Annotated in this window: 28 protein-coding genes; 23 read left to right on the forward strand and 5 right to left on the reverse strand. The window is 61.1% G+C overall.

Annotated elements, in window-relative coordinates:
* Window positions 1-19: 19 nt before the first annotated feature.
* The 7 genes from AC2444_RS10775 (at window position 20) to AC2444_RS10805 (ending at window position 5,615) form a co-directional block, all read left to right on the forward strand.
* Window positions 20-1,102: an ABC transporter substrate-binding protein gene (locus AC2444_RS10775; protein WP_012757615.1), complete on the forward strand. Its 1,083-nt coding sequence runs from the start codon at window positions 20-22 to the stop codon at window positions 1,100-1,102.
* A gap of 64 nt (window positions 1,103-1,166) precedes the next feature.
* Window positions 1,167-1,844, forward strand: a complete 678-nt coding sequence (gene rpe, locus AC2444_RS10780; RefSeq protein ID WP_012757616.1) for a ribulose-phosphate 3-epimerase — start codon at window positions 1,167-1,169, stop codon at window positions 1,842-1,844.
* Window positions 1,841-2,566 (forward strand): DUF2259 domain-containing protein, encoded by a 726-nt coding sequence (locus AC2444_RS10785; RefSeq protein WP_012757617.1) that lies wholly within the window; start codon window positions 1,841-1,843, stop codon window positions 2,564-2,566. The genes rpe and AC2444_RS10785 overlap by 4 nt, the downstream gene beginning before the upstream one ends.
* Window positions 2,567-2,598: 32 nt before the next feature.
* Window positions 2,599-3,084, forward strand: a complete 486-nt coding sequence (locus AC2444_RS10790) for a hypothetical protein (protein ID WP_012757618.1) — start codon at window positions 2,599-2,601, stop codon at window positions 3,082-3,084.
* A gap of 58 nt (window positions 3,085-3,142) precedes the next feature.
* Window positions 3,143-4,450: an adenylosuccinate lyase gene (gene purB / locus AC2444_RS10795; protein ID WP_012757619.1), complete on the forward strand. Its 1,308-nt coding sequence runs from the start codon at window positions 3,143-3,145 to the stop codon at window positions 4,448-4,450.
* A gap of 247 nt (window positions 4,451-4,697) precedes the next feature.
* Window positions 4,698-5,117 carry a hypothetical protein gene (locus tag AC2444_RS10800; RefSeq protein ID WP_012757620.1) on the forward strand — a complete coding sequence of 140 codons (420 nt, stop codon included), beginning with the start codon at window positions 4,698-4,700 and terminating at the stop codon, window positions 5,115-5,117.
* Window positions 5,118-5,198: 81 nt separating this feature from the next.
* On the forward strand, window positions 5,199-5,615 hold the full coding sequence (locus AC2444_RS10805) for a hypothetical protein (RefSeq protein ID WP_012757621.1): 417 nt from the start codon (window positions 5,199-5,201) through the stop codon (window positions 5,613-5,615).
* 211 nt (window positions 5,616-5,826) lie between these two features.
* Here the strand turns inward: AC2444_RS10805 and AC2444_RS10810 are convergent, their stop codons facing one another.
* Together AC2444_RS10810 and AC2444_RS10815 are read right to left on the reverse strand one after the other, a co-directional pair.
* Window positions 5,827-6,294 (reverse strand): low affinity iron permease family protein, encoded by a 468-nt coding sequence (locus AC2444_RS10810; RefSeq protein ID WP_012757622.1) that lies wholly within the window; start codon window positions 6,292-6,294, stop codon window positions 5,827-5,829.
* A gap of 149 nt (window positions 6,295-6,443) precedes the next feature.
* Window positions 6,444-7,250, reverse strand: coding sequence for a DUF2189 domain-containing protein (locus AC2444_RS10815; protein WP_012757623.1), 807 nt, complete (start codon window positions 7,248-7,250; stop codon window positions 6,444-6,446).
* A 175-nt stretch (window positions 7,251-7,425) separates the two neighbouring features.
* On the opposite strand from AC2444_RS10815, the gene AC2444_RS10820 reads away from it, so the two are divergent.
* The 7 genes from AC2444_RS10820 (at window position 7,426) to AC2444_RS10850 (ending at window position 13,348) form a co-directional block, all read left to right on the forward strand.
* Window positions 7,426-7,980 carry an alpha/beta hydrolase gene (locus AC2444_RS10820; RefSeq protein WP_012757624.1) on the forward strand — a complete coding sequence of 185 codons (555 nt, stop codon included), beginning with the start codon at window positions 7,426-7,428 and terminating at the stop codon, window positions 7,978-7,980.
* A gap of 96 nt (window positions 7,981-8,076) precedes the next feature.
* Window positions 8,077-10,368, forward strand: coding sequence for a putative bifunctional diguanylate cyclase/phosphodiesterase (locus AC2444_RS10825; protein ID WP_012757625.1), 2,292 nt, complete (start codon window positions 8,077-8,079; stop codon window positions 10,366-10,368).
* 249 nt (window positions 10,369-10,617) lie between these two features.
* The gene (gene purC, locus AC2444_RS10830) at window positions 10,618-11,382 is read left to right on the forward strand and encodes a phosphoribosylaminoimidazolesuccinocarboxamide synthase (RefSeq protein WP_003540062.1); all 765 of its coding nucleotides are present in this window, start codon (window positions 10,618-10,620) and stop codon (window positions 11,380-11,382) included.
* 15 nt (window positions 11,383-11,397) lie between these two features.
* Window positions 11,398-11,640: a phosphoribosylformylglycinamidine synthase subunit PurS gene (gene purS, locus AC2444_RS10835; protein ID WP_012757626.1), complete on the forward strand. Its 243-nt coding sequence runs from the start codon at window positions 11,398-11,400 to the stop codon at window positions 11,638-11,640.
* A gap of 44 nt (window positions 11,641-11,684) precedes the next feature.
* Complete coding sequence (locus AC2444_RS10840) at window positions 11,685-12,239, forward strand: RNA 2'-phosphotransferase (RefSeq protein WP_012757627.1); 555 nt, start codon at window positions 11,685-11,687, stop codon at window positions 12,237-12,239.
* The gene (gene purQ / locus AC2444_RS10845; RefSeq protein ID WP_012757628.1) at window positions 12,236-12,907 is read left to right on the forward strand and encodes a phosphoribosylformylglycinamidine synthase subunit PurQ; all 672 of its coding nucleotides are present in this window, start codon (window positions 12,236-12,238) and stop codon (window positions 12,905-12,907) included. The genes AC2444_RS10840 and purQ overlap by 4 nt, the downstream gene beginning before the upstream one ends.
* A 45-nt stretch (window positions 12,908-12,952) precedes the next feature.
* Window positions 12,953-13,348: a hypothetical protein gene (locus tag AC2444_RS10850; protein ID WP_012757629.1), complete on the forward strand. Its 396-nt coding sequence runs from the start codon at window positions 12,953-12,955 to the stop codon at window positions 13,346-13,348.
* 123 nt (window positions 13,349-13,471) lie between these two features.
* Here the strand turns inward: AC2444_RS10850 and AC2444_RS10855 are convergent, their stop codons facing one another.
* Window positions 13,472-13,729 (reverse strand): DUF1127 domain-containing protein, encoded by a 258-nt coding sequence (locus AC2444_RS10855; RefSeq protein WP_012757630.1) that lies wholly within the window; start codon window positions 13,727-13,729, stop codon window positions 13,472-13,474.
* A gap of 81 nt (window positions 13,730-13,810) precedes the next feature.
* On the opposite strand from AC2444_RS10855, the gene AC2444_RS10860 reads away from it, so the two are divergent.
* Complete coding sequence (locus AC2444_RS10860) at window positions 13,811-15,229, forward strand: aminotransferase-like domain-containing protein (protein ID WP_012757631.1); 1,419 nt, start codon at window positions 13,811-13,813, stop codon at window positions 15,227-15,229.
* A gap of 122 nt (window positions 15,230-15,351) precedes the next feature.
* Complete coding sequence (locus AC2444_RS10865) at window positions 15,352-15,930, forward strand: acyloxyacyl hydrolase (RefSeq protein WP_012757632.1); 579 nt, start codon at window positions 15,352-15,354, stop codon at window positions 15,928-15,930.
* Between the two features lie 91 nt (window positions 15,931-16,021).
* On the opposite strand, the gene lhpI is transcribed toward AC2444_RS10865, so the two are convergent.
* A complete protein-coding gene (lhpI, locus tag AC2444_RS10870; protein WP_012757633.1) occupies window positions 16,022-17,764 on the reverse strand; it encodes a cis-3-hydroxy-L-proline dehydratase in 1,743 nt (580 codons plus the stop codon).
* A 259-nt stretch (window positions 17,765-18,023) separates the two neighbouring features.
* Between lhpI and purL the strand changes: the two genes are divergently transcribed.
* Both purL and AC2444_RS10880 read left to right on the forward strand, forming a co-directional pair.
* The gene (gene purL, locus AC2444_RS10875) at window positions 18,024-20,258 is read left to right on the forward strand and encodes a phosphoribosylformylglycinamidine synthase subunit PurL (RefSeq protein WP_012757634.1); all 2,235 of its coding nucleotides are present in this window, start codon (window positions 18,024-18,026) and stop codon (window positions 20,256-20,258) included.
* Window positions 20,259-20,277: 19 nt separating this feature from the next.
* Window positions 20,278-20,511 (forward strand): BolA/IbaG family iron-sulfur metabolism protein, encoded by a 234-nt coding sequence (locus AC2444_RS10880; RefSeq protein WP_003540079.1) that lies wholly within the window; start codon window positions 20,278-20,280, stop codon window positions 20,509-20,511.
* Window positions 20,512-20,545: 34 nt separating this feature from the next.
* Here the strand turns inward: AC2444_RS10880 and AC2444_RS10885 are convergent, their stop codons facing one another.
* A complete protein-coding gene (locus tag AC2444_RS10885) occupies window positions 20,546-21,727 on the reverse strand; it encodes a hypothetical protein (protein WP_012757635.1) in 1,182 nt (393 codons plus the stop codon).
* Between the two features lie 151 nt (window positions 21,728-21,878).
* Between AC2444_RS10885 and AC2444_RS10890 the strand changes: the two genes are divergently transcribed.
* The 5 genes from AC2444_RS10890 (at window position 21,879) to AC2444_RS10910 (ending at window position 26,131) form a co-directional block, all read left to right on the forward strand.
* Window positions 21,879-22,109, forward strand: a complete 231-nt coding sequence (locus tag AC2444_RS10890) for a hypothetical protein (protein ID WP_012757636.1) — start codon at window positions 21,879-21,881, stop codon at window positions 22,107-22,109.
* A 61-nt stretch (window positions 22,110-22,170) separates the two neighbouring features.
* Entirely contained in the window at window positions 22,171-22,992 is an 822-nt protein-coding gene (locus AC2444_RS10895) for a c-type cytochrome (RefSeq protein ID WP_012757637.1), read from the forward strand.
* Between the two features lie 144 nt (window positions 22,993-23,136).
* Window positions 23,137-23,472, forward strand: a complete 336-nt coding sequence (grxD, locus tag AC2444_RS10900) for a Grx4 family monothiol glutaredoxin (RefSeq protein WP_012757638.1) — start codon at window positions 23,137-23,139, stop codon at window positions 23,470-23,472.
* A gap of 137 nt (window positions 23,473-23,609) precedes the next feature.
* Window positions 23,610-24,815 carry a multidrug effflux MFS transporter gene (locus AC2444_RS10905; RefSeq protein ID WP_012757639.1) on the forward strand — a complete coding sequence of 402 codons (1,206 nt, stop codon included), beginning with the start codon at window positions 23,610-23,612 and terminating at the stop codon, window positions 24,813-24,815.
* Between the two features lie 35 nt (window positions 24,816-24,850).
* Entirely contained in the window at window positions 24,851-26,131 is a 1,281-nt protein-coding gene (locus AC2444_RS10910) for a multidrug effflux MFS transporter (RefSeq protein ID WP_012757640.1), read from the forward strand.
* Window positions 26,132-26,194 lie beyond the last annotated feature (63 nt).

Here is a 26,194-nt window from a genome sequence, read left to right on the forward strand (position 1 = left end):
CTAGGGATCTCCGCCTTTCATGATCAACCTGCGTGGCATAGCAGCTTTTCTGGCGCTGCTGGGAGCGGCGGCTGAAAGCCATGCGGCCGGCTTGACGATCGGTGTCGTCGCCCCTCAGAACGGACCGCTCGCCCTCCTCGGCGCCCAGATTGCCGCCGGCGCCGGTTTCGAGATCCAGCAATCCGGAAATACCCTCGTCGCCATCAACGAGACCTGCGAGGACAATAGCGGTGCCGCGATCGCCGATGCGCTTGTCAATGCCAAGGTGCAGGTCGCGGTCGGCTTTCTCTGCAGCGAAACGCTCGAAGGCGCGCTGCCGAAGCTGAAGGACGCCAATATTCCCGCGATCACCGTCTCCGTGCGCTCCCGCATCCTGATGGAGGATGCGCTGAAGAACGGTTGGCCGCTCTTTCGGGCAGCGCCCGCCGACGGTGCCGAAGCGGCAAAGATCATCGAGGTGATCTTGAAGGACTGGGCCGCCGATCCGATCGCCTTGATCGAGGACGGCACCATCCATGGTCGCGAACTGACGGAAGCGGTGCGCAATGCGCTGGAGCAGAACGGCCTGAAGCCGGTCTTTACCGACACCTACCGGCCGGGACAGGAACAGCAGATCGCCCTCGTCCGCCGCCTGAAAAGAGCCGGCGCCACCAGGGTCTTCATCGGCGGCGACCGCAACGATGTCGCCGTCATCGCCCGCGACGCCAAGGTCGAGAACATCCAGCTATCCATCCTCGGCGGCGATGCCATGCGCGCTGCCGACCAGCCGCTGCCGCTGGATGCCGGCGTGCGTGCTGTCGCCCTGCCCGAATACGCCATCCTGCCGGAAGGCACGGCTGCGGCCGACGCGCTACGCGCCAAAGGCATCGAGCCGGAAGGTTATGTCCTGCCGTCGCTGGCCGCGGCCCTCATTGCCGGCCAGGCCGGGCAAGCCGCCGCTGCGGCGGGCAAGCCCCTCCAGGAGACGCTTCTCGGCACGACATTCCAGACACCGGTCGGCACCATTGCCTTCACCGGTGCGCATGAACTTTCGCAAAATCCCTACCGCCTGCTCGAATGGCGGGGCAACGGCTTTTTTCCACCGGCCGCGCCGACGCAATGAGCGGCGCGCCAGCCTTGAATTCGGGCCCGGCGCTCAAATGGCGGCCCATACGGAGTAAGATTTGATGACGCTGCCCATTCGCATTGCCCCCTCGATCCTCGCGGCGGATTTCGCCAGGCTCGGCGAGGAGGTGCGCGACGTGACGGCCGCCGGCGCCGACTGGATCCATCTCGACGTGATGGATGGGCATTTCGTGCCGAACATCTCCTTCGGCCCCGATGTCATCAAGTCGCTGCGCTCCTATACATCGGCCACCTTCGACTGCCACCTGATGATCTCGCCGGTCGACGACTATCTCGAAGCCTTCGCCAAGGCCGGCTGCGACCGTATCACCGTCCATGCCGAAGCCGGACCGCATCTGCACCGCTCGCTGCAGACCATCCGCAATCTCGGCAAGAAGGTTGGCGTGACGATCAATCCGGCGACGCCGCTCAGCGCTATCGAAAACGTGCTCGACGATGTCGATCTCATCCTGATCATGTCGGTCAATCCAGGTTTCGGCGGGCAGAAATTCATTCCGGCGATGGCGAAGAAGATCGCGGCGGCGAAATCACTGATCGGTGACCGGCCGATCGAACTCCAGGTCGACGGCGGCGTCACGGTGGAAACGGCGCCTGCGATCGCGCGGGCGGGCGGCAACGTTCTGGTCGCCGGCTCGGCAATTTTCAAGGGCGATACGGTCGAGGATTATCGCCGGACTGTCGCCGATCTGCGTCAGGCAGCCGAAGGGGCACGAGCATGAACAAACGTCTGATCATCGGTGGCATGCTTGCTGCCGCATTTGCCGGCCTGCCCGGCCTGTCACTTGCCGGCGACATCGCCAATATCCAGCCGATCGGCTTTTCCGCGGACGGCAAGGTCTTTGGATTTCAGGAGTTCGGCATCGAGGAGAGCGGCAACCTTCCCTACTCCAACACCTATTTCATCGATACCGAAGACGGCCACTATCTCGAGGGCACGCCCTTCCATACCGAACTGACCGATAAGGACGCCAATCTCTCCAAGGCGCGGCGGCAGAACCTGACGGCGGCGCGCAGCCAGATGGACAAATACGATCTCCTGACCAATCCCGGCCTGATCGCCGCCTTCAATCCGCCGACCGAACTCGGCTCCCCTTCGAAGACGATCCGCTACACGACGCTTGCGACCGACGGCCCGCCGAAAGCGCCTTACACGCTCTCGCTCGGCGAGATGCCGGTGCCGACGCCGAAGGATTGCGCTGCAGTCGACAAGCGGGTCATCAGCTTCAGCCTGCAGATGATCGAGAAGGAAGGCGCTCCGAACCGGCAGGCGGCGCGCCAGGCCACCGCAGTTCCGGCCGAGCGCGTATGTTCCGTCGAATACCGGATCGGCGGCGCCGTGGTCTATCAGCCGGAGGCCGGAAACCAGGTTCACATCGCCCTCGTCCTGGCCTTCGATGCCGACAGGAACGGACGCTGGATTGCCGTTCCGGTTCATCCCTGAGCATGGATCGCCCGAGGACGGATCGCCCCAGGATGGATCGTCTAAGAGCTGCACGGCCGCCCTATCCCGATCTGATTGCCGGTGCGTTGCTTTGGGGCATGCAGATGCTTGCCGCCGCAATGCTCGGCCTTTACCTGCGCAACGGCCTGCAGACGAGCCGCCTTGCCGAGATCGCCGCACTCTATTTCGCCGGCGGCCTGTTCGCCTGGCCGTTCGCCCTGCCGGTTGCCCGCTTCCTTGCCTTTGACAGGCCGCTGGAAACGCGTTTTGCCGCTTTTTTCGTGACGCTGACAGCGGCCACGATCCTGATGACCGCCTTCCTCTTCGCCATGGAATACCGGATCTTCTATTCGCGCTGGCATGCGCCCTTCGGCAGTATCGTCTGGGCTTTCCAGTTCGTCTTCACCAGTATCAGCGCAGTCTATCAGTTCCTGGTGATCGGCCTGCGCCTCTTCCTGCCGCTCGGCCTCGTCTGCCTTGTCGCAAGCAGCTATCATCTTGCCAAACGCATGCGTTGAGATTGCCGCCTGTCTTTGCTACAGGGGCGCTAACAAACCTCTTGAAAGGCAGCCGCCCATGATCTCGCGTTATTCCCGGCCCGAAATGGTCGCCATCTGGTCTCCCGAAACCAAGTTCCGCATCTGGTTCGAGATCGAGGCGCATGCCTGCGACGCGCTGGCCGAACTCGGCGTCATCCCGAAATCGGCTGCAAAGACAATCTGGGAGAAAGGCGGCGCCGCCACCTTCGACGTCGACCGCATCGACGAGATCGAGGCCGTCACCAAACACGACGTCATCGCCTTCCTCACCCATCTCGCCGAGATCGTCGGCCCGGATGCGCGCTTCGTCCACCAGGGCATGACCTCGTCCGACGTGCTCGACACCTGCTTCAACGTCCAGCTGGTACGCGCCACCGACATCCTGCTTGCCGATATCGACCGGCTGCTCGAAGCGCTGAAAAGCCGCGCCTTCGAACATAAGGAAACCGTCACCATCGGCCGTTCGCACGGCATCCATGCCGAGCCCACCACCTTCGGCGTCAAGCTGGCGCTTGCCTATGCCGAATTCGAGCGCTGCCGCCAGCGTCTCGTCGCCGCCCGCGAGGAAGTCGCGACCTGCGCCATCTCAGGCGCCGTCGGTACCTTCGCCAATATCGATCCGCGCGTCGAGGAACATGTCGCAGAAGCCCTCGGCCTGAAGGCCGAGCCGGTCTCGACGCAGGTCATCCCGCGCGACCGTCACGCCATGTATTTCGCCACGCTCGGCGTCGTCGCCTCCTCGATCGAGCGGCTGGCGACCGAAATCCGCCACCTGCAGCGCACCGAGGTGCTGGAAGCCGAGGAATATTTCTCCCCCGGCCAGAAGGGCTCTTCGGCCATGCCGCACAAGCGCAACCCGGTTCTGACCGAAAACCTGACCGGCCTTGCCCGCATGGTCCGTTCCTACGCCATGCCGGCGATGGAAAACGTCGCCCTCTGGCACGAGCGCGATATCTCGCATTCCTCTGTCGAGCGCATGATCGGCCCCGATGCCACCGTGACGCTCGATTTCGCCCTGTCGCGGCTTGCCGGCGTCATCGAAAAGCTGCTGGTCTATCCCGAGAACATGGAGAAGAACCTCAACAAGTTCCGCGGCCTCGTCCATTCGCAGCGCGTCCTGCTGGCACTGACCCAGGCCGGCACTTCCCGCGAGGATGCCTATCGCCTCGTCCAGCGCAACGCCATGAAGGTCTGGGAACAGGGCAAGGATTTCCTGGAAGAGCTGCTCGCCGATGCCGAAGTCCGCGCTGCCCTCTCGGAGGAAGACATCCGCGAAAAATTCGACCTCGGCTACCACACGAAACACGTCGACACGATCTTCCGGCGCGTGTTTGGAGGAGCGTAAGCGGGCTTGAGATCGGTGTTTATCGATGGAAGCGAGCGATAAGCTCGACGCCTGCTTCGGAAGTAGCGCTTTGGATCTCAGTGATGATGATATCCCCACGCCCGGCCGACGCATTTCGCGTTTTTGGATTTGATGAGAGGTGAAAGTCGCCCCCTGCTTCACAATTCGCTATGACCGGATTTCAGCCGCTGACGCGGTGATGCGTGCCGCCCAAAACACAATATCAACAATGACAACAGAGGTTCTCATGAAGAAAGCATTCATTCTGTCGGTTGCCACGATGTGCGCCAGTGCAGCATTGGCGAGTTGCACGACGACCGGTCCGGATGGATTGTCGCATTACCAAAGGAATATCAGCGTGGCGAGCGGCGAGCGCACCAAGATTGGCGTTGCCTTCAGCCTCAACCCTGACTGTAGCGCGAAAGTTGTACCCGAGGTCCGCATCCGCGAGGCCCCAAAACATGGCAACGTGGAGAGCCTGCGCGAACTCGCGTTCCCCCATGGCAAGGGTGAATATAAGAAGTGCAATGGCACAAAGGTACCTACCACGGTAGGGTACTATACATCTGACAAGGGCTTTGTCGGCAAGGACAGAATTGTAATTCGCACGTCCGATAAAAACGGCATTGTCACCGAAGGGGTGCTGAATATTACGGTTGTCGAATAGTCATGCTGCGTTGGCGGCCGGTATCGTAATCTTATGATGCCGCCTGCCCCAGAACCCAATTTCAATACTGGTGAGAATTCCATGAACATCCGATACGGACTTTTGGGTTCGGCCCTTCTTCTCATTGCCGGGGGACATGCCCAAGCGCAGGAGATCAAAAAGGTAAATACTTCCGCTACAGTCATCTCCGGCAGTCGAACCATCATTTATCAATCGTCATTTGTGAATCCCGACTGCAGCTTGGCCGCTGTGCCGCGTCTAAAGATTCTGGACGGCGGCAAACATGGAGAGATTCAAATCGTCCATGAAAAGGTGTTTCCGATTTTCAAGCGAAGCAATCCCCGCTTCAAATGCAATGGCCGCCAGGTCGAGGGAGCTGTGGTCTACTATACGCCAGGCGCCAAGTTCACTGGATCCGATAAAATCAAGTTGCGAGAGTCGAGCGAGTCTGAGGCTGGCGTTTGGGAGATCACTGCCCGTGTAACTGTCGTTGACTGACAGGGTTTAGGGAGCTTTGTCAGGCCTGCATGCTTATACCCCGGCGACTTCACTGCCGAAGCATTGGGCCTGGCGCTTTCGCCGGGCATGTCCGTCACCGTTGAAGTCAAGACTGGCAGCCGGCGCATCCTTGAATATCTCTTGCGTTAGCGGAGATCGGATCGGAAGCGATGCAGGAAAGATAAGCCTGGTAAAAATAGCCGACCGATCTCTACCTCTGCTTCACCGGCTTGGCTGAAACCCGTCGTTTGCGCACCTCCGCCTTTTTCGACGGCGCCGCATTCGCTGCTTCGGTTGAGTCCGATGTCCAGCAAGCCTCCCTCTCACCCCTGCCCTTTGCGGCCTTCGCGACCAGCTCGTCGAGACGTTTCAGTTCTTCCTCGTCGAGATTCTCGATGCCGATGAAACGGTTCTCGGCATGGCTGGTCAGGATGATTTCGTTGAGCTTTGCCTGGATCGCCCTGGTGTCGCGCGTTTGGGCGTTCTGCAGCACGAAGACCATCAGGAAAGTGACGATCGTCGTGCCGGTATTGATGACCAGCTGCCAGGTTTCCGAATAGTCGAAGAAGGGGCCGAGTGCCGCCCAGATGACGACGGCAATCAGTGCCAGGATGAAGATGACAGGCTTGCCCGCCCATTCCGATACCTTGGTTGCGAAGTGGGCAAACAGATGCTTCATCGTCACCTCAAAGATCCTCCCTCGAAGTCTCCAGAGCACGATGCCGACGACATCATGCTCTCGGCTAAACAAACTCCGAGGCAGGTTCGAGGTTCCCCCCGGAATCGAGATTCCTCCCGGTCCGGGATTCCCCGCAGAAAGCGCCGTGGTTACGCTGTGGCTTCCCGCGCAATCAGCTTGCGATAGAGATGCCAGGTCGCATGGCCGAGGATCGGGATGACGAGCGCAAGCCCGGCAAAGACCGGGATCGTGCCGATGAGGAGTAGCGCGGCGACAATCAGGCCCCAGAGCAGCACCGGCACCGGATTGAGAATCGTCGCGCGGATCGACGCCGTGACGGCAGCGACTGCCCCGACATCGCGGTCGAGCAGCAGCGGAAAGGTGATCACGGTCATCGCCAGCACGACGAGCGCAAAGACGAAGCCGGTGAGATTGCCCCAGATGATCAACTGCATGCCCTCTGACGTGCCGAAGACCTGGCGGAAGAAATCCCCCATGCTGCGCGGAAAGACCTCGCCGAGCAGATTGCTATAGAGCGTCTGCGCCGTCACCAGCCAGACGACGAAGAGGCCGCAGAGCATCAGCCCGACCGCGACAATCGACGGCAGCGCCGGTGAATGGCGTACGTCCAGCGCATGCGTCCAGGACGCGTCGAGGCCGGCCTCGCGCCGGCGGCTGATCTCATAGAGGCCAATCGCTGCGATCGGGCCGATCAGCACGAAACCCGCCATCAGCGGGAAGACCATCGGCAAAAGGTTGGCGCCCGAGGTCCACAGCGTCAGGAAGACGCCGGCGATCGGGTACATCAGGCACAGGAACACATAATGGGACGGTTTCTCCATGAAATCTTCGTATCCGCGCTTTAGCGCGTCGAAGACGTCAGCGATACCGATGCGATTGACAACGGGCCGCGCCAAGCTTTCGCTGGCACCCGTCATGACATGAAATGCCGCCATGGTTTTCTCCTCCTCAGCCGAGACCTGATCGGCGGCGGACAGCATCGGCGGGCAAGCCGATACGAATTCCGCAACCGGCACTGGAGCAATATAGCAACTTTCAACGCCTGTGTCGCTCTCTCCCTTGACACTCCCTCTTGACATCTTGGACCAGCTTTCTCACATCGGCGGCACTATGAAAGCCTCAGACGCAGATATCCTCATCATCCCCGGTTACACCAATTCCGGCCCGAGCCACTGGCAAAGCCGCTGGGAGGCAAAGCTCAGCACGGCGCGGCGCGTCGAACAGGCCGAATGGACGAAGCCGGTCCGCGAGGACTGGATCGCCCGCATCGCCGAGGAGGTGAACGCCTCGACCCGCCCGGTCGTCCTCGTCGCCCATTCGCTGGGCGTGCCTTCGGTGATCCACGCCATCCCGCATTTCCGCAACCGCGTGGCGGGCGCTTTCCTGGTCGCCCCGCCCGATGTTGCCAATCCCGACATTCGCCCGAAGCACCTGATGACTTTCGGCCCCTATCCGCGCGATCCGCTGCCCTTCCCGTCGATCACGGTGGCCAGCCGCAACGATCCGTTCGGCAGCTACGAGCATGCCGACGATGTCGCCAGCAGCTGGGGCTCCTTCCTCGTCGATGCCGGCGAGTCCGGTCATATCAATGCCGATTCCGGTCACGGCCCGTGGCCAGAAGGCACCATGGTCTTTGCCCAGTTCCTCGGCCGGCTCTCCCCCTGATCGAGGAAAAGGCGCTATCCCGCTTGTTGAGCAAGTGCTTTCTAAGTCTTTCTTAATGGAATGACAGCAGACTGCGCCGAGGTGAGATAAGCGAGAATGCCCGTGAAGAAAGCCCATCCAGAGGCCGGTGATCCGCATGGCGATGCGGCTGAGGCAGGTATCGGCAATGGGCCGACCGACGATTCCGACCTGGCAGAGCGGGAAACCCGCTGGAACCATGCGCTCGTCGGCTCGGGCCTTGGCGTATGGGATCACAACTACCGTCTCGACCGGAAATATTACTCGCAGACGTGGAAAACCATCCGCGGCATGGCACCCGACGAAGAAGCCGCCGGCGAATACGATACCTGGCTGCAGTTGGTCCATCCCGATGATCGCGATTTCGTCGTCCATGCGATCGACCGGCAGAATGCCGGCGATCCGCATTACCAGATCTTCGAATATCGCGAGCGTCACAAGGATGGCCACTGGGTCTGGATCGAGTGTCGCGGCGCCTGCGTGGAATGGGACGAGAATGGCGTGCCGACGCGCATCGTCGGCACGGATACCGATATCACCGCCCGCAAGCAGGCCGAGGAGACGCTGTCGCGTTTGTCGCGCCGGCTCGATCTGGCGCTGGAGATTTCCCGCATCGGCGTCTTCGAGGCGGATATCGAGCATGATACCGTCGAATGGGACGACCGCCTCATTGCCATTTACGGGCTGCAGGGCGCCTCACGCCAGATCGCCAGCGACGCCTGGGCGAAAAGCCTGCATCCCGACGACCGCGAGCGTGTGCTTGGCTTGTCGGACCGTAGCGTCGAAAGCGGCAGTGATTTCCAGCAGGAATACCGCATCATCCGCGGCGACGGCGCCGAACGCGTCATCCGCGCCCGCTCGGCCTTCTTCATCGACGGCAACGGCCACCGCAAGCTGATCGGCGCCAACTGGGACGTCACCGAGGAAGTCGCACTGCGCAACGAGCTGCGCCGTGCCAAGGATCTGGCCGAGGCGCGCAACCGCGAGCTCGAAGCCGCCAAGGAGAGCATCGAGCATCTGGCGTTGCACGATTACCTCACCGGCCTGCCGAACCGCCGCTATCTCGACAAGATGCTGGACGAGCGTGCGGCCGAATGCCGGGCCAAGGGCATGGCGATGGCGATCCTGCATATCGATCTCGACCGCTTCAAGCAGATCAACGACACGCTCGGCCACCGGGCCGGCGATGCCATGCTGCAGCATGCCGCAAGCGTGCTGAGAACGTCCGTCCGCGCCGTCGACTTCGTGGCCCGCATCGGCGGCGACGAATTCGTCATCCTCTGCATCGTCGATCCCGCATCGAAGAAGATCGCCAGTCTTGCCGAACGTGTCATCCGCGAATTGCGCAAACCCGTCAGATATGAGGGACACGATTGCCGTTTCGGCGCCAGCATCGGCATCGCCATCGATAGCGGACCGACGCTCGACGCCAAGCAGATGCTGCTCGACGCCGATATCGCCCTCTACCGTGCCAAGGGCCTAGGCCGCAACCGCTTCGAATTCTTCTCGGCCGCTGCCCGCCGCGACATCATCTCCGCCAAGCACCTTGCCGACGAGATCTTGATCGGTCTTGAGCGCAATGAATTCGTGCCTTTCTATCAGCTGCAGTTCGATGCCCGCACGCTCGATGTCGCAGGCGTCGAAACACTTGCCCGCTGGCAGCACCCTGTGCACGGGCTGCTGACGCCCGACCGCTTCCTCGACATTGCAGAGGATCTCGACGTCGTCTCGACTATCGACGCCCTCATCCTGGAGCGTGCCATTGCCGACCGGAAGGTGTGGCTGAAGGACGGGCTGCCGATCCCGAAGATATCGGTCAACGTCTCCGCCAGGCGGCTCGCCGATCCCGATCTGGGCAAAAAGCTCCGCGCCTTGAAGATTGAGCCCGGCACCTTCTCCTTCGAGCTGCTGGAATCGATCTCGCTCGACGATTGCGACGAGGCGGTGGTCGCCAACCTGAAAAAGCTGCGCAAGCTCGGCATCGACATCCAGATCGACGATTTCGGCACCGGCCATGCCTCGATCGTCAGCCTGCTGCGCCTGAGCCCGAAGACGCTGAAGATCGACCGCGAGCTGATCCGCATGCTGCCGCAATCGGCAGAGCAGCGCAAACTGGTCGGCTCGATCATCGATATCGGTCGCTCGCTGAACATCCTCGTCATCGCCGAGGGCGTCGAGACGGCGGAGCATATCCGCATTCTCGAAGAACTCGACTGTGACACGCTGCAGGGCTACGCGCTCGCCCGGCCGATGCCGGCCATGCAGATCCCCTCCTTCATCCGCGCCGGAAGCTGGCGCCACGGGCAAATCGCCGCTCGCGCCTTGCAGGCGCAGCTTCGCCGCGCCCTGCCAGGCAGAGCCGCCAAATAAAAACCTGCATAAGCGGCCCGCCATTTCGCCTTCATTCCACCGTAGAGGAAAAGGCGCTAAACTGGTCTTGCGAATTCATTCGATTCTCTTGGCAGTATTCCGTAAAATCGGAAACCGGGCCGCGAAATCCGGAAACCAGGGAAGGAGCGACAGGCGGATTGTGAAACCATCTCTTTTCCTTTAAGGGGACGCCACGAGATAGATCCACTCGCGCTATCCCAAGAGCGCCAACAACAGAGAATGACCACGATGAACCGTCGCCGCCGTATCTACGAGGGCAAGGCAAAGATTCTGTATGAGGGCCCGGAACCGGGTACTTTGATCCAGTTCTTCAAGGACGATGCCACTGCCTTCAACAAGAAGAAACACGAAGTCATCGATGGCAAGGGCGTCCTCAACAACCGCATCTGCGAATATATCTTCAGCCATCTGAACAAGATCGGCATCCCTACTCATTTCATCCGCCGGCTCAACATGCGCGAGCAGTTGATCAAGGAAGTGGAGATGATCCCGCTGGAGATCGTCGTGCGCAATGTCGCGGCCGGTTCTCTCGCCAAGCGGCTCGGCATCGACGAAGGCGTCGTGCTGCCGCGCTCGATCATCGAATTCTATTACAAGTCCGACGCGCTCGACGATCCGATGGTCTCCGAAGAGCACATCACCGCCTTCGGCTGGGCAAACCCCGCCGAACTCGATGACATCATGGCGCTTGCCATTCGCGTCAACGACTTCATGACCGGCCTCTTCCTCGGCGTCGGCATCCAGCTCGTCGATTTCAAGATCGAATGCGGCCGCCTCTTCGAAGGCGATATGATGCGCATCATCCTCGCCGACGAGATCTCGCCGGACAGCTGCCGGCTCTGGGATATCGAAACCCACGAGAAGATGGACAAGGACCGCTTCCGCCGTGACCTCGGCGGGTTGCTCGAAGCCTATTCCGAAGTCGCGCGCCGTCTCGGCATCATCAATGAAAACGAGCCTGTGCGCGGCACCGGCCCGGTTCTCGTCAAGTAAGGCAGGAAAGACAAAGTGATCAAGGCTCGTGTCACCGTCACGCTGAAAAACGGCGTTCTCGATCCGCAGGGCAAGGCTATCGAGGGTGCGCTTGGCGCCCTCGGCTTCTCGGGCGTCGGCCATGTAAGACAAGGCAAAGTCTTCGACCTGGAATTGGAAGGCGCCGACAAGGGCAAGGCCGAGGCTGACCTCAAGGCCATGTGCGAAAAACTGCTCGCCAACACGGTGATCGAGAACTACGCAATCGCGATCGACTGATGATCACAGACCCGTCGTCTGGCGGACTTTGAGGATTTGGCGTCATGATGAAAGCAAAGCTGGAGACGGAAGTCTCGAAATATATGAGCTATGTTTTGCGTCATGCGCCTGATGCTGCGGGCTTGACGCTTGATAGCGAGGGTTGGGTGTCGTTTGACGAACTCGAAAAAGCGTTGGCGTCGAAATACGACGTTTCCCGCGCCGATATCATCGAGATTGTCGAGAACAATCCGAAGAAGCGCTTTACGCTTACCGATAACAGAATTCGCGCAAACCAAGGTCATAGCGTCGACGTCGATCTCGCATTGAACCAGGTTGAACCGCCCGCCGCTCTTTTTCACGGCACGTCTCTGACGAACTGGCAGTCGATCGAGCGCGAAGGCTTGAAGAAGATGCAGCGGCACCACATTCATCTGTCGGCGGATGTCGAAACGGCGAAAATCGTCGCAACGCGCCGCAAGGGTGAACATATCATCCTACGTGTGGACGCGGCCCGCATGTTTTCAGAAGGTCATTCTTTCTTTGTCTCCGACAATGGAGTATGGCTCGCTGAAAGCGTTCCAGTTCAATATCTTTCGCGAAACGCAGGGACCCTATGAAATCAGCCGTCGTTCAACTTCCGGGCCTCAACCGCGACCGCGACATGATCGCGGCCCTGACCAAGATCTCCGGCCAGGCACCGGTAACGATCTGGCAGACGGAAACCGAGTTCCCCGATGTCGACCTGATCGTCATCCCCGGCGGCTTTTCCTATGGCGATTATCTGCGCTGCGGCGCGATCGCCGCCCGCATGCCGGTCATGCAGGCAATCATCGACAAGGCTGCAAAGGGCGTGAAGGTGCTCGGCGTCTGCAACGGCTTCCAGATCCTCGTCGAGGCTGGCCTGCTGCCCGGCGCGCTGATGCGCAATTCCTCGCTGAAATTCGTCTGCCGCGAGATCAAGCTCGAAGTCGTCAATGCCGAGACGGACTTCACCCGCGCCTACGCGCAGGGCCAGGTCATCCGCTGCCCGGTCGCCCATCATGACGGCAATTATTTCGCCGACGATGCGACGTTGGCTGCGATCGAAGGCAATGGCCAGGTAGTCTTCCGTTATGCCGAGGGCACCAACCCGAACGGCTCGATCAACGATATCGCCGCCGTCATGAACGAAAAGGGCAACGTGCTCGGCATGATGCCGCATCCCGAGAACCTGATCGAGGCTGCCCATGGCGGCTCGGACGGCCGCGGCCTCTTCGCCTCGGCGCTCGACGTCATCGCCGCCTAAACCTCGGCACTCAAAATCCTCTCATCCGGATCTGGAGCAAGATCGATGCGCCCTCGCCTCTCCGTCGCACACGCCGCCCTGTTGACCGCCATCGCAACCACGGTGGCAGCTTGCCAGACGCCGGCACCGACAGGCCCGAACCGCGCCGCTCTACCGACGATGGAACGCGTGGCGCTCGGCGCCAATGCCTGCTGGTTCAAATCGGGCGATCCGGCCTTTGCAGCCTATAAGCTCGCGCCGGAGCTCAATTCCTTCTCCGGCCGTCCGCGCATCCTGCTCGTCCATAAGGGCAGCCCGGAAAGCCGGCCGCTGCTCGTCGTCCAGGCCGAGGGAAGCCCGTCGCGCCTTCAGGCCTTCGGTCCGATGATGCAGGAACCGGTCGCCGGCCGCATCACCACCGACGTCAATCGCTGGTCCGGCGGCAACAAGGCCTGCAGCTGATCGTCCCGCTGACGGCGCCGCGCGTCTTCCAAGACGCACAAAGGGCGCTGCAACACCCTGAATGCCGCATATGTTCCTGAAATCGCTTCCGATTTAAGGAATGATACGGCAGCCCGAAAATGATCAGTCCCAGAAAAATGACTTGCCGACTTCGCGCGCGGCATCGGACTGCGACACGCCGATATCCTTGAGCGCGGTCGCCGTCAGTTCCCTCAGCGCGCGCCGGCCTTCCCGCTTCTGATGCCAGAGAAGAATGGCAGCCCAGATCCGGCCCCGGCGCGTCGTCACCTCGGCGGGCGCGGCGGGGAGGATGATCTGCCTCCTGTCCTCGTAAGAGACAATCGGTACAATCGGCATTTTGATCTCAGGTAAGGCAGACATTCCAGGGATCCTCTCGGCTTGCCATTGGAATTGACTCATACGCTTGACCGATACAATGTGCCAATATATACAATTGTCACCATGACAAATTGGCTTCCCGATATTTCCCGCGGTTCCGGGCCGGTCTATCTCCGGCTTGCCGACAGCATCGAATCCGCCATATCAAGCGGCGCCCTGCCCGCCGGCAGCAAGCTGCCGCCGCAACGCAACCTCGCCTATGATATTGGCGTGACGATCGGCACGATCGGCCGCGCCTATGCGCTGGTGCATGAGCGCGGCCTGGTCGCCGGCGAAGTGGGGCGCGGCACCTATGTGCTGAACCGCTCCGAAACGCCGCCCGGCGAACAGATCGATCCGCTAACCGTCTCGCTCGGCGGCACCCGCGTCCAGGATGCGCCGGCGAACAAGATCCGCTTCGACACGACAGCCGCTCCCGATCTCGGCCAGGGCAAGATCATAGCAGGCATCCTCGCCGAGATCGGCGAGCAGCATCTTGCCGAAATTTCCTCCTATTCCCGGAGCTTCCCGCGCAACTGGTTCGAGGCCGGCCGCCTGTGGCTTGCCCGCAGCGGCTGGACGCCGGAGGTCGAAAACATCGTGCCGACGCTCGGCGCTCATGCAGCGGCGATATCAGTCATCGCCGCTGTCTCGGCGCCGGGCGACAAGATCGTCTTCGAGGATCTCACCTATACCCAGGTCAGCCGCAGCGCCCGCCTGCTCGGCCGCCGCACGCTGACGGTCGATTCCGATGAACTCGGCGTGATCCCGGAGGATTTCGAGCGGCTCTGTCAGCAGCAGCATCCGAAGATCGCCTTCCTGATGCCGACCGTCCACAATCCGACGCTGGCGATCATGCCCTATGAGCGGCGCGCGGCCATCGCCGCAATCGCCAGGAAACATAGTGTCTGGCTGATCGAGGACGACCTCTACGGCGGCATGGCCGACGACGATACGCCGCTGCTCGCCTCGATTGCGCCCGATCGCACCTTCCTCGTCAACGGCCTGTCGAAATCGGTCGCCGCCGGCGTGCGCGGTGGCTGGGTCGCCTGCCCGCCGCATTTTGCCCAGCGCATCAAGGTGACGCACAGGATGATCACCGGCGGTCTGCCGTTCATTCTGGCGGAGACCTGTGCGCGCCTCGTCGAAAGCGGCATGGCGCACGAGATCCGCAAGGCAAGTGTCGAGGAACTTTCCCGGCGGGTCCGGCTCGCCCGCGAGCAGCTGCAGGGCTTCGATTTCGAATCGCACGTACACGCGCCCTTCCTCTGGCTGAAACTGCCGGAACCCTGGATGTCCGGCACCTTCAAGAATGCCGCCTTCCGCGACGGCGTGCTCGTCGACGACGAGGACGAGTTCAAGTCGGCGCGCGGAGAGAGGCCCTATCATCGCGTTCGCATCGGTTTTTCCTCGCCGAAGACCGGGCAGGAACTGATCTCGGGCCTGATGATCCTGCGCCGTCTGCTGGAAAACGGCGGCTCCGCCTATGATGGCGAAATATGACGTGTTGCAAATACACGCCATAAATCGGAAAAAACGCTGACGCCTATTCGGAGCGCTTTACCGACTCAACCTCCATGTTACCTCTTTGTTGTTCCCGTCTGACGCGAATCAAAGGACAGCAAATGAGGGTCGACTTCGGAAAGATCGCGTTGCGTTTTTTGGGTATGGCATCATTAGCAGCGGCAGCCGCCATCTCGGTTGCGGGCTCGGCAACTGCCGGCGAGCAGATATTTGATGAATTACGCTTCGGCGTCTCGGCCTCGGTACAATCGGGCCATTCCAGAGAAGACGGCGTCTTTCCGGAGATTACCGCTCTCTTCGATCCCTTCGGCTACGATACGGCGGTCGGCTGGCAGCAACAGCTGCTGCATCCTCGTGTGCATCTCGGCACCTCGATCGGCACGTCAGGCGAAGCCACCCAGTTCTTCACCGGATTCACCTGGACGGTCGATTTCAACGAGAAGCTTTTTGCCGAAGCCGGCTTCGGCGGCGTCATTCATACCGGCGAGCTCGACGGCGATGATGACGGTCCGGAACTCGGCTGTCGCGTCCTTTTCCACGAATATCTGGGCGCCGGCTATCGTTTCAACGCCCACTGGAATGTGATGGCCCAGGTCGCCCATTCCTCGCACGCCAATCTCTGCGACGGGCCAAACGACGGCATGACGCGCGCCGGCTTGCAGGTCGGCTACAAATTCTGAGAGTCCGTTCGACAATTTCAGCGGGTTGGCCGACGGATGATTGAACTGCTCATTACGGCCGTCTGATCGGCCATCGGCAGGCGGGAACCGTTCAGTCCCATGTGGGACGAACAGGCTTCAACTCGCCCTGACAAGCAGCAGCGACGCAGTCCGCCAGGCTGCCAAACCGAAGCGCCTTACCCGTCAATCCGGGACCGTAGTGAGCGAACTTCGCGGAATTGGTGATAATTGTATCGACCGATTTTGGGATGACAGGCTCCGCAAGTGTGCACCAGCACGCATCGGTTACGAATTCTACGCCGAAGTCCGACAATTTGCCGACGAGATTCGCAGCGGAAGCCCTTTCGAACGTCGCACGGTTGCAGGTAACCAGAACCTTGACGTCGGGATGTTTCGCCAAGCCTTCGCAGAGCGCGGCCAGCCGCTCGCATTCGTCGAAAGAGAAATGGGGATTGCCCAGCGCAACGAACTCGATGGCATCCACAGACCCGCCGTTGAGTTTCCTCCACTCCGCAACGACGTCCTTGGGACAGATTTCGTAGCTCGCCTTGATGTTGCTTCCGACAATGCTCTCAAGGCTGTCGGCCTCCGGCGTGACACCGACGATATGGAACATCGGAGAGCCTGATGTCGTCGCAAAACCCGCCCCGAACGCCTTTAGGTCGTCCAGATTCGGCTTCCAAGTCTCGAGGCCGATCACGACCGGAATTTCATCTCCGACAAGCTTGCCGATGTGGTAGCCGAGAATGGGGTAGACCATGTCATCCCAAGACACGAAGCCCGACACATTGACCACGAGGCTGGCGCGCCTGTTGTCGGCGATATGCGGCCCGGTCAGCGGCGCGCGCCCGGTGAGAGCGATGCACAGATCCAGGTAGTCAGGATACTTGGCAGTGCGAGCACCCAAAACACTGTTCGCGAATACGACGGCGTTCGACTCCGCCCAGGCCACCTGCTCACCCTGCCTGGGTGCGGACGACAGCTGATAGGGCGCGCAGGTGAACGTCTTTCGTGCTCCCATGGAGGCGTAAGCCTCACCCAATTCGGATGCGGGTCCGGCGACGCCGGGAGACACGCCCTGCTCCCGCCAACGCATCTGGTCCACCGATATCGAGTTCAGGGTCGTTGGAACGACAACCCTACCCTCCCAGTCCCGCATGCGTTTCGCGAATTCCAGGCTGGTCGGCCCGGTGTAGATGCAGCCATCGATGTGGACCTGGGAGATGTCGATAAGTTCCGTCGCTCCCTGAATTTCAGCCATGCGCGTCGTGGCCCTCATTGCCACCTGCACAGCCTTGCCCATCTCCCCGTTCAAAGCCGACCGATCCCTCGATGTCAGCGCTATCGAATTTCCATAGGTGCGATCGGCGGCATCGAAACCGGGGGCGGTTTCGATCCAGCTCGCGATGACCTTGTCGCCGATGAGGGTGACTTCAGGGATAGAGTGCAGCTCGGCGAAGTCGTCTTCGGAGAGCTGGACAACGGGGATCGATCGGCCGAACACTTCGTCAGCGACGATCACTCCGAGCGACAGTATTTCCTCCTGGCGCGAGACCACGATGCCGGCGGGAGCGTGCCCGTTCATGATCAGCTCCATAAGCACGCTGCTGCCCGTACACGAACCGCGTCCGCCGGGGATGGCGAGAATCTTTCCTGTCAGGACCTGTGTCGACAGGGGATGGTGACGGTCGATGACTTCTCCCGTCTGGGAGTCGACGCCGCCCCAGAAGCTGAGCGCCGTGTCGCTGAATACGATCGACCCCGTAGCGAAGCCAGCGACAAGCGCGCGCCCGGCAAACACCTTTTCGTCTGCCTGTTGTTGTATGTCCGGCATTGTATCTCGATACCATCAACCAAGAAGAAAAGTTTCCTATAGGAAACATCAGCGGCACACAAAAGCTGAGGCCGGAGCCTTGCCCCATTGCTATCGGTCGACAACCGAAAGCAAGTTGTCAAACAGACTTTGAGAAGCAGCCGCCTTTACCCAAGACAAAGAAGTCGCCCGCCCTCTGTTGACGGCGGGCATTTTCCTGTCGCGCGCCGTCGCTACATAAGCTAAAGACAGCGCAAAACGCGCCAGGGACTTTCCGCTCATGACCATTTCAAACACCATCCCGATCACGCCGGAACTCATCGCACGCCATGGCCTGAAGCCTGACGAGTACCAGCGTATTCTGGATCTGATCGGCCGCGAACCGAGCTTCACCGAGCTCGGCATCTTCTCGGCCATGTGGAACGAGCACTGCTCCTACAAATCCTCGAAGAAATGGTTGCGCACGCTGCCGACCAAGGGGCCGCGTGTCATCCAGGGCCCGGGTGAAAATGCCGGCGTGGTCGACATCGATGACGGCGATTGCGTCGTCTTCAAGATGGAGAGCCACAACCACCCCTCCTATATCGAACCTTATCAGGGCGCTGCGACCGGCGTCGGCGGCATCCTGCGTGACGTCTTCACCATGGGTGCGCGCCCGATCGCCGCGATGAACGCGCTGCGCTTCGGCGAGCCGGATCATCCGAAGACCCGCCATCTCGTTTCCGGCGTCGTTTCCGGCGTCGGCGGCTACGGCAATTCTTTCGGCGTACCGACGGTCGGCGGTGAGGTCGAGTTCGACGCCCGCTACAACGGCAATATCCTGGTCAATGCCTTTGCCGCCGGCATCGCCAAATCCAACGCCATCTTCCTGTCCGAAGCCAAGGGCGTCGGTCTTCCGGTCGTCTATCTCGGCGCCAAGACCGGCCGCGACGGCGTCGGCGGCGCGACGATGGCATCGGCCGAATTCGACGAATCGATTGAAGAGAAGCGCCCGACCGTACAGGTCGGCGACCCCTTCACCGAGAAATGCCTGCTGGAAGCCTGCCTCGAGCTGATGCAGACCGGGGCGGTCATCGCCATCCAGGACATGGGTGCAGCCGGCCTTACCTGCTCCGCCGTCGAAATGGGCGCCAAGGGTGATCTCGGCATCCTGCTCGAGCTCGACAAGGTGCCGGTGCGCGAAGAGAGAATGACGGCCTACGAGATGATGCTGTCTGAAAGCCAGGAGCGCATGCTCATGGTGCTGCAGCCGCAGAAGGAACAGGAAGCCAAGGCGATCTTCGTCAAGTGGGGCCTCGATTTCGCTATCGTCGGTAAGACGACCGACGACCTGCGCTTCCGCGTCATGCATCAGGGCGAGGAAGTCGCCAACCTGCCGATCAAGGATCTCGGCGACCAGGCGCCGGAATATGACCGCCCCTGGCGCGAATCCGGCAAGCATGGCCCCCTGCCCGCCAATCTCGTCGCCGCACCCGAGGATTACGGCCAGGCGCTGCTGCAACTCGTCGGCTCCGCCAACCAGTCGAGCCGCCGCTGGGTCTATGAGCAATACGACACGCTGATCCAGGGCAATTCGCTGCAGCTGCCGGGCGGCGATGCCGGCGTCGTGCGTGTCGACGGCCATCCCTCCAAGGCGCTCGCCTTCTCTTCCGACGTTACTCCGCGTTATGTCGAGGCAGACCCCTTCGAAGGCGGCAAGCAGGCGGTCGCCGAATGCTGGCGCAACATCACCGCGACAGGCGCCGAGCCGCTCGCCGCCACCGACAATTTGAACTTTGGCAATCCCGAAAAGCCCGAGATCATGGGCCAGTTCGTTCAGGCGGTGAAGGGTATCGGCGAGGCCTGCCGCGCGCTCGATTTCCCGATCGTCTCCGGCAACGTTTCGCTCTACAACGAGACCAACGGTGTCGCCATACTGCCGACCCCGACGATCGCAGGCGTCGGCCTGCTGCCGGATTGGCGCAAGATGGCCCGCATCGGCAGCGCCAACGATGGCGATAAGGTCATCATGATCGGCGTCGACGGCAGCCATCTCGGCCAGTCCGTCTATCTCCGCGACGTGCTTTCCAGCCGCGAAGGTCCGGCACCGGAGGTGGATCTGTTTGCCGAGCGCCGCAACGGCGATTTCGTTCGCTCCGTCATCCGCAACGGCCAGGCAACCGCCTGCCACGACATTTCCTCCGGTGGCCTTGCCGTGGCGCTCGCCGAAATGGCGATGGCCTCAGGCAAAGGCCTGACGATCGATCTGAGCGAAGGCAAGGGTGAACCGCATGCGCTGCTCTTCGGCGAGGATCAGGCGCGCTACGTCCTGACCTTGCCTGCCGATGTCGCCGATTTCGTCTGCGTCAATGCAGAAGGTGGCGGCGTTCCCTTCCGCCGTCTCGGCACGGTCGGAGGAACGGCGCTCGTCGTTGGCGATCTCATCTTGCTGCCGATTCAGCAATTGCGCGATGCCCATGAATCATGGTTCCCTGATTTCATGGAAGGCCGCGGCGAACTTGCCGCTGCGGAATGATGCGCAAGGAGTAACGATCATGGCCATGAAACCCGGCGATATCGAAGACATGATCAAGGCTGGGATTCCCGGTGCCAAAGTGACTATCCGCGATCTGGCGGGCGACGGCGATCACTACGCCGCCGAAGTCGTCGCCGAAGCCTTTCGCGGCAAGAGCCGTGTGCAGCAGCACCAAATGGTCTACGAGGCGCTGAAGGGCAATATGGGCGGCGTACTGCACGCTCTGGCCCTCCAGACCTCCGCGCCGGAATAGAGCCAGACGCAATCCGGATGACGATGCCCGGCCCTCAGCCGGGCATTCTCTTTTCGTCGGGATCGGCAAAGACCGAGGCCGGCATCGGTCCCGCGGTCATCAGCGTGAAATCAAACGATGCCTTGAGGTCCGGCCCAAGCACATATTGCCGGTGGACACGCAGCTGGTCCTTGCGGATCTTGCGGTAGTGTTCGCGCGTCAGCATCTGCTTGACGCGGATCAGGATCATTTTCGCGTGAGGTGCATCCGGATGGCCGGAGACGGCAACGACCGGCACCTTGTAGAAATTGATCGAATCCGTCAGGCACTGCACGTCGAGCCAGGAAATCTCGGGACAGCGGGCGATCAGCCCGACGCGGGCGCGAAGCAGCGTGGCCGATGACATGAGCGCACATTGCAGGATGGCGCTACCGAGTGTGGCAAACACCACGCGCTTGCCTTTGAATATCTCCGGCTCTCTTTCCAGCAATATGCCGATGACATGGGCGGCGACGCTCGATCCCATACTGTGCGAGGAGATCACATATTCGTCCGCCTCTTCCTCAAGCGCCTTGCGCACCGCAATGGCCTGGTCTTCCAGCCAGCCGTTGAAATCGGCTTGGTCCATGCGGCCGAGCGCCACGGCCATTTTCCAATCGGCAAAGAGATGCAGCGTATGGAAGCGTTCGGAAAACGGCAGGAAGGCGAAGATGAAGAAACAGAGCGCCAGCGGCCCGCTCCAGAGCATGTGCCATGGCGAAAAGCTAAGAGCATAGGGCAAGATGGCGATCTGCGCCGTCAGCGCGATCGCCAGCGCCGTCAGCAGGAACGGGAAGAGGAAGAACAGGCCGAAGCGCCAGGCGTGGTGGAAATATCCCCGCATCCCGCCTTCAAGCATGATCTCGGCGCAGCTTCGGAAGCCTGCAATGATCTGGCTCAGCGTGTTGCCGGCACGCAGCTTGCGCACCAGTGTGTCGTGATCGACCATGTGAATCCGGCTCTTCGTCTGCCAGCCGGGGAAACCGGTCTCTGATTCGGGCTCCGCCAACGCCCCAGCCGTCATCACCTCGAAACTGACCGGATCGCTCCCCTCGTCTGCTGCCCCCGTCTCGACCGAATAGCCCCAGACGGCGGCACTCTGCCTGGCCGAGCGCTCGTAGCGTGCCCTGTGGGCAACGCCGTCGAGCGGCTCGAAGCCCGTGAAATGCAGGACGACCCGCTTCTCGATCAGTTTCATTCCACTCTTCCGGCCGGGCGAATAGCCGGCATATTGCTGCGCCACTGATATCAGCAAAAAAGCAGCTATGGTCTCGAAGCCGTCTTGCTAACCGAACTCTTCCGGAATTCAATAGCAGCCATGTCGTTTCCATCACGAACGGAGGGGTTTTGTGGCCGACCTAGTCAAAGAATTGATATCAGGCGTCGTCGACAGCGTGCTGAAGGAGATCCTGAAGAAGACCACCGGCCGCGTCACGACGAAGCGCAAAAGACATAAGACACGCCCCGCCGCGACAACGAAGGTTGCGCGCAAGACGACCTCGGCCAAGTCCAAGCCCGCTCGCAAACAGGTCAGCAAGCGCCGCACCGCCGCCGGCCGCAGCCGCCAGCGACGCAGCTAAGGCACGATCAAAAGTGAGCGGTTTCGGACGAATTCTGCGGCGCTATTGAGGGCCTGAACCGATGATGCGCATTGTGAAAATCATTCTCGCGGCAGTCGTCGCGATCTGTCTCATCGCCGTTGCCGGCGTCTATGCCCTGTCGGAGATGCGTCTCTCCAGGACCTATGATGTCGCAGCGACCGATTTCACCGTCAAGACGACGCTGTCTGCGGAAGAATCCGAACGCCGCGCCCGCACGCTGATGTGCGGCGGCTGCCATCACGACGCCGGTTATGTGCTGCTCGATGAGCCGGGCGTCGGCCGGATCGTCGCGCCGAACATGACCCGCTTCGTGCCGATGTACAGCGACGCCGAACTCGTTCGCCTCATCCGCCATGGCGTCAAGAAGGACGGCACCGGTGCCGTCATCATGCCGGCGAGCAACTTCGCCAATATCAGCGACGACGACATGGCGGCAATCATCACCTGGCTGCGCAGTCTGAAGCAACTGCCCGACGCCGTCGAGGGAACGACACAGTGGGGGCCGCTCGGACGCATCGGCCTGGCGCTCGACAAGATCCCTTTCGAAGCCGATCTGGTACCGGCTGTCATCACCCCTGCCGCCACTCGCCCGGCCGATATCGGCGAATATACCTTCAAGACGGGTTGCGGCCATTGCCACAATCTCGATACGGCAAAACAGTCGGAAGCCTTCCTGGCGCCGGCGCTTAAGCCGCTGGCGCAATCCTATTCGGCTGCCGATTTCAAGACGCTGCTGCGCACCGGCAAGGGTGTCGGCGGCCGCGATCTCGGCGTGATGACGGAGGTTTCCCAATGGGACTTCAGCCATTTCACCGATGTGGAAATCGAACAGATTCAGATCTATCTCGCCCGTCGACCGTAACGCGACGGCAACAACCCGGCAGCGGCCTGCCCGAACTGGTCTTTTTTTGGTTCGGGCGGCTGGAATTCCTGCTGTCGCATGCTATCTAAAGGCAACGATTGAAACGGTGGGCCTTTAACCCGCCTGTTGAAAGGATTAGGTCCCATGAGCGGCATTCACGAATTCATCGGCAACGAAATCAAGAGCAACGACGTCGTCCTCTTCATGAAGGGCACGCCGCAGTTTCCGCAGTGCGGTTTCTCCGGCCAGGTCGTGCAGATTCTCGATTACATCGGCGTCGATTACAAGAGCGTCAACGTGCTCGCCGATTCGGAAATCCGCCAGGGCATCAAGGAATATTCCAACTGGCCGACGATCCCACAGCTCTACGTAAAGGGCGAGTTCGTCGGCGGCTGTGACATCGTCCGGGAAATGTTCCAGGCTGGTGAACTGCAGCAGCATCTCCAGGAAAATGGCATCGCCGTGCGCGCCGCCTCCTGACCGGTCACCGGACGTCCGCCCGGTTTCCAAATCTGTTTCTTGAGTTCGAGGCGCTGCGGCTAGCAGCGCCTTGACCTGTTTATGGGAATTTCATTGTGACAGATTCTTCACAAGCCGTGTCCGCGGGCCGCCTGCCCATGGGCAAGCGAGAATTCATCGCGCTCGCCGCCTTCCTGATGGCCATCAATTCGCTGGCGATCGACATCATGCTCCCGGCCTTGCAGCAGATCGGCGCGAGCCTCGGCGTCGAGAGCGAGAACCACCGGCAATTCGTCGTCTCCTCCTATCTGCTCGGCTTCGGCTGCGCCCAGCTTTTCTACGGACCGCTTTCCGACCGCTTCGGCCGCCGCACGCCGCTGTTGTTCGGCCTCGTCGTCTATATCGTTTCGGCCATCGGCATCGTCTTCGTTCCCTCCTTCGCCGGTCTGTTGGTGCTGCGTTTCGTCCAGGGCATCGGCTCGGCGGCCACCCGCGTCATTACCATCTCCATCGTCCGCGATATCTATGGTGGACGGCAGATGGCCGAGGTCATGTCGCTGATCATGATGGTCTTCATGATCGTGCCGGTGATTGCGCCCGGCACCGGCCAGATCGTCATGTTCTTCGGCAACTGGCACCTGATCTTCCTGTTCATCGCCACCATGGCGACCGCTATCGCCGTCTGGGCCTATCTGCGCCTGCCGGAAACCCTGCATCCCGCCAATGTCAGGCCCTTCACCGCCCGCTCGATCTTCGGCGCCTTCAAGCTGGTCCTGACCAATCGCGTCGCGCTCTGCTACACCATCGCCAGCACCTTCATCTTCGGCGCGCTGTTCGGCTTCATCAATTCGGCCCAGCAGGTCTATGTCGGCATCTACGATCTTGGCGTCTATTTCCCCTTCGCCTTCGCCGGCGTGGCGATCTTCATGTCGCTGTCGTCCTTCTTCAATTCGCGCTTCGTCGGCAAGCTCGGCATGCGCCGCCTGTCGCACGGCTCGCTCATCGGCTTCATCGCCATCAACACCATCTGGCTGATTGTCCAGCTGGCCAGCACCGAGCCGATGCCCTTCGCTCTGTTCATCTCCTTCTTCGGCCTTTCCATGTTCCAGTTCGGTTGGATCGGCTCGAACTTCAATTCGCTCGCCATGGAGCCGCTCGGCCACGTCGCCGGCACCGCCTCCTCGGTCCTCGGCTTCATGAGCACGGTCGGCGGCGCCATTATCGGCGCCGGCATCGGCCAGGCCTTCGACGGCACTGCGCTGCCGATGGTCGCCGGTTATTTCACCGTGTCGATCATCGGGCTCGTCTTCGTGCTGATCGCCGAAAAGGGCCGCCTCTTCCAATCGCAGAACCCAGCCGTCTGAACGGCGGGCCTCATTCGCATCCGGGATTTCACCACATGACGCCGCCGCATAAACCGCACCAGGAAAACCAGGGCTCCCGCCGCATCGGCATGGGCTTTGGCGAATTCGTCGTCACCATCGCCATCATGACCGCCAGCGTCGCTATGGCGATCGACAGCATGCTACCGGCATTGCCCAATATCGGCCATTCCCTCGGCGTCACCAATACCAACGACGCGCAGCTGATCATCGGCGTGTTCTTCTTAGGCTTCGGCGTCTCGCAGATCTTCTTCGGCAGCCTTTCGGATACGTTCGGCCGCCGCAACATCCTGCTCGGCGGCTTGGCCTGCTATATTGTCGGAATGTTTGCCGCCGCAGCGACCGGCAGCTTCGAAATGCTGCTCGTCATGCGTTTTGTCCAGGGTATTGGCGGTGCGGCCGTGCGTATCACCACCATGGCCATGGTGCGCGACTGCTTCGGTGGCCGCGAAATGGCCCGAGTCATGTCCTATGTGATGATCGTCTTCATGATCGTGCCGATCGTTGCCCCATCCGTCGGCCAACTCATTATCCTCTATGCCAACTGGCACTGGATCTTCATCCTGCTCGGCATCATCGCCACCATTCTGTTCGTCTGGGCTCTCCTGCGGCTGAAGGAATCGCTGCCGCCGGAAGAGCGGCTGCCGCTGTCGGTCGCCTCTGTCGTGGATGGCTTCAAGACCGTGCTCACCAACCGCATCACCTGCGGCTACATGATCGGCCTCACCATGTTCACCGGCGTCATCAGCGCCTATGTGATCTCGGTGCAGCAGGTCTTCGGCGAGGTCTACGGCCTTGGCGACTGGCTGCCGATCGCTTTTGCGGCCACCGCTGGCGGCATCGCCGTCGCCAATTTCGCCAACGGCTTCTTCGTCCGCAAATTCGGCATGCGCCGCATCTCGCACGCCGCCCTGCTGATTTTCACGGCGCTATCGGCTGTCGGCTTTTTTTATTCGCTGGCCGGCAAGCCCGATTTCGCCATTGCCTACGGCATCTTCACCATCGTGCTGATGATGTTTGCCCTGATCGCCACCAATTTCACCGCCATCTGCCTCGAGCCAATGGGTAATCTCGCCGGCACGGCGACCGCCATCACCGGCTTCGTTTCGACGACGGCCGGCGCCATCCTCGGCGGCCTGGTCGGCCAGATGTTCAACGGCACGGTGCAGCCGCTCTTCGGCGGCTTCGCGCTCTTCGGCGCGGTGACGATCGCAGCCACCCTTTGGGCCGAAAACGGCAAGCTCTTCACCCATCCAGGCGACAGCCCGCAGCTCGATCCGGGTGCGGCGCATTTCTGAAATGGGATCAATGCTGGACCCGGCGGGTTTAGTTTGTTGACAAACGTTCTTCACTCGACGTCA

The organism is Rhizobium sp. WSM1328, from assembly GCF_057653715.1.

Excerpts from the sequence above, each read along its gene's own strand:
- AC2444_RS10895 (WP_012757637.1), top strand. The coding sequence starts at position 22,171 with ATGATGCGCATTGTGAAAATCATTCTCGCGGCAGTCGTCGCGATCTGT.
- AC2444_RS10820 (WP_012757624.1), top strand. The coding sequence starts at position 7,426 with ATGAAAGCCTCAGACGCAGATATCCTCATCATCCCCGGTTACACCAAT.
- purL (WP_012757634.1), top strand. The coding sequence starts at position 18,024 with ATGACCATTTCAAACACCATCCCGATCACGCCGGAACTCATCGCACGC.
- AC2444_RS10855 (WP_012757630.1), bottom strand. The coding sequence starts at position 13,729 with ATGTCTGCCTTACCTGAGATCAAAATGCCGATTGTACCGATTGTCTCT.
- AC2444_RS10775 (WP_012757615.1), top strand. The coding sequence starts at position 20 with ATGATCAACCTGCGTGGCATAGCAGCTTTTCTGGCGCTGCTGGGAGCG.
- rpe (WP_012757616.1), top strand. The coding sequence starts at position 1,167 with ATGACGCTGCCCATTCGCATTGCCCCCTCGATCCTCGCGGCGGATTTC.
- AC2444_RS10790 (WP_012757618.1), top strand. The coding sequence starts at position 2,599 with ATGGATCGTCTAAGAGCTGCACGGCCGCCCTATCCCGATCTGATTGCC.
- purC (WP_003540062.1), top strand. The coding sequence starts at position 10,618 with ATGAACCGTCGCCGCCGTATCTACGAGGGCAAGGCAAAGATTCTGTAT.
- AC2444_RS10810 (WP_012757622.1), bottom strand. The coding sequence starts at position 6,294 with ATGAAGCATCTGTTTGCCCACTTCGCAACCAAGGTATCGGAATGGGCG.
- AC2444_RS10865 (WP_012757632.1), top strand. The coding sequence starts at position 15,352 with ATGAGGGTCGACTTCGGAAAGATCGCGTTGCGTTTTTTGGGTATGGCA.
- grxD (WP_012757638.1), top strand. The coding sequence starts at position 23,137 with ATGAGCGGCATTCACGAATTCATCGGCAACGAAATCAAGAGCAACGAC.
- AC2444_RS10880 (WP_003540079.1), top strand. The coding sequence starts at position 20,278 with ATGGCCATGAAACCCGGCGATATCGAAGACATGATCAAGGCTGGGATT.
- lhpI (WP_012757633.1), bottom strand. The coding sequence starts at position 17,764 with ATGCCGGACATACAACAACAGGCAGACGAAAAGGTGTTTGCCGGGCGC.
- AC2444_RS10840 (WP_012757627.1), top strand. The coding sequence starts at position 11,685 with ATGATGAAAGCAAAGCTGGAGACGGAAGTCTCGAAATATATGAGCTAT.
- AC2444_RS10905 (WP_012757639.1), top strand. The coding sequence starts at position 23,610 with ATGGGCAAGCGAGAATTCATCGCGCTCGCCGCCTTCCTGATGGCCATC.
- AC2444_RS10805 (WP_012757621.1), top strand. The coding sequence starts at position 5,199 with ATGAACATCCGATACGGACTTTTGGGTTCGGCCCTTCTTCTCATTGCC.
- purQ (WP_012757628.1), top strand. The coding sequence starts at position 12,236 with ATGAAATCAGCCGTCGTTCAACTTCCGGGCCTCAACCGCGACCGCGAC.
- AC2444_RS10860 (WP_012757631.1), top strand. The coding sequence starts at position 13,811 with ATGACAAATTGGCTTCCCGATATTTCCCGCGGTTCCGGGCCGGTCTAT.
- AC2444_RS10825 (WP_012757625.1), top strand. The coding sequence starts at position 8,077 with ATGCCCGTGAAGAAAGCCCATCCAGAGGCCGGTGATCCGCATGGCGAT.
- AC2444_RS10885 (WP_012757635.1), bottom strand. The coding sequence starts at position 21,727 with ATGAAACTGATCGAGAAGCGGGTCGTCCTGCATTTCACGGGCTTCGAG.
- AC2444_RS10815 (WP_012757623.1), bottom strand. The coding sequence starts at position 7,250 with ATGGCGGCATTTCATGTCATGACGGGTGCCAGCGAAAGCTTGGCGCGG.
- AC2444_RS10910 (WP_012757640.1), top strand. The coding sequence starts at position 24,851 with ATGACGCCGCCGCATAAACCGCACCAGGAAAACCAGGGCTCCCGCCGC.
- AC2444_RS10850 (WP_012757629.1), top strand. The coding sequence starts at position 12,953 with ATGCGCCCTCGCCTCTCCGTCGCACACGCCGCCCTGTTGACCGCCATC.
- AC2444_RS10800 (WP_012757620.1), top strand. The coding sequence starts at position 4,698 with ATGAAGAAAGCATTCATTCTGTCGGTTGCCACGATGTGCGCCAGTGCA.
- purB (WP_012757619.1), top strand. The coding sequence starts at position 3,143 with ATGATCTCGCGTTATTCCCGGCCCGAAATGGTCGCCATCTGGTCTCCC.
- AC2444_RS10785 (WP_012757617.1), top strand. The coding sequence starts at position 1,841 with ATGAACAAACGTCTGATCATCGGTGGCATGCTTGCTGCCGCATTTGCC.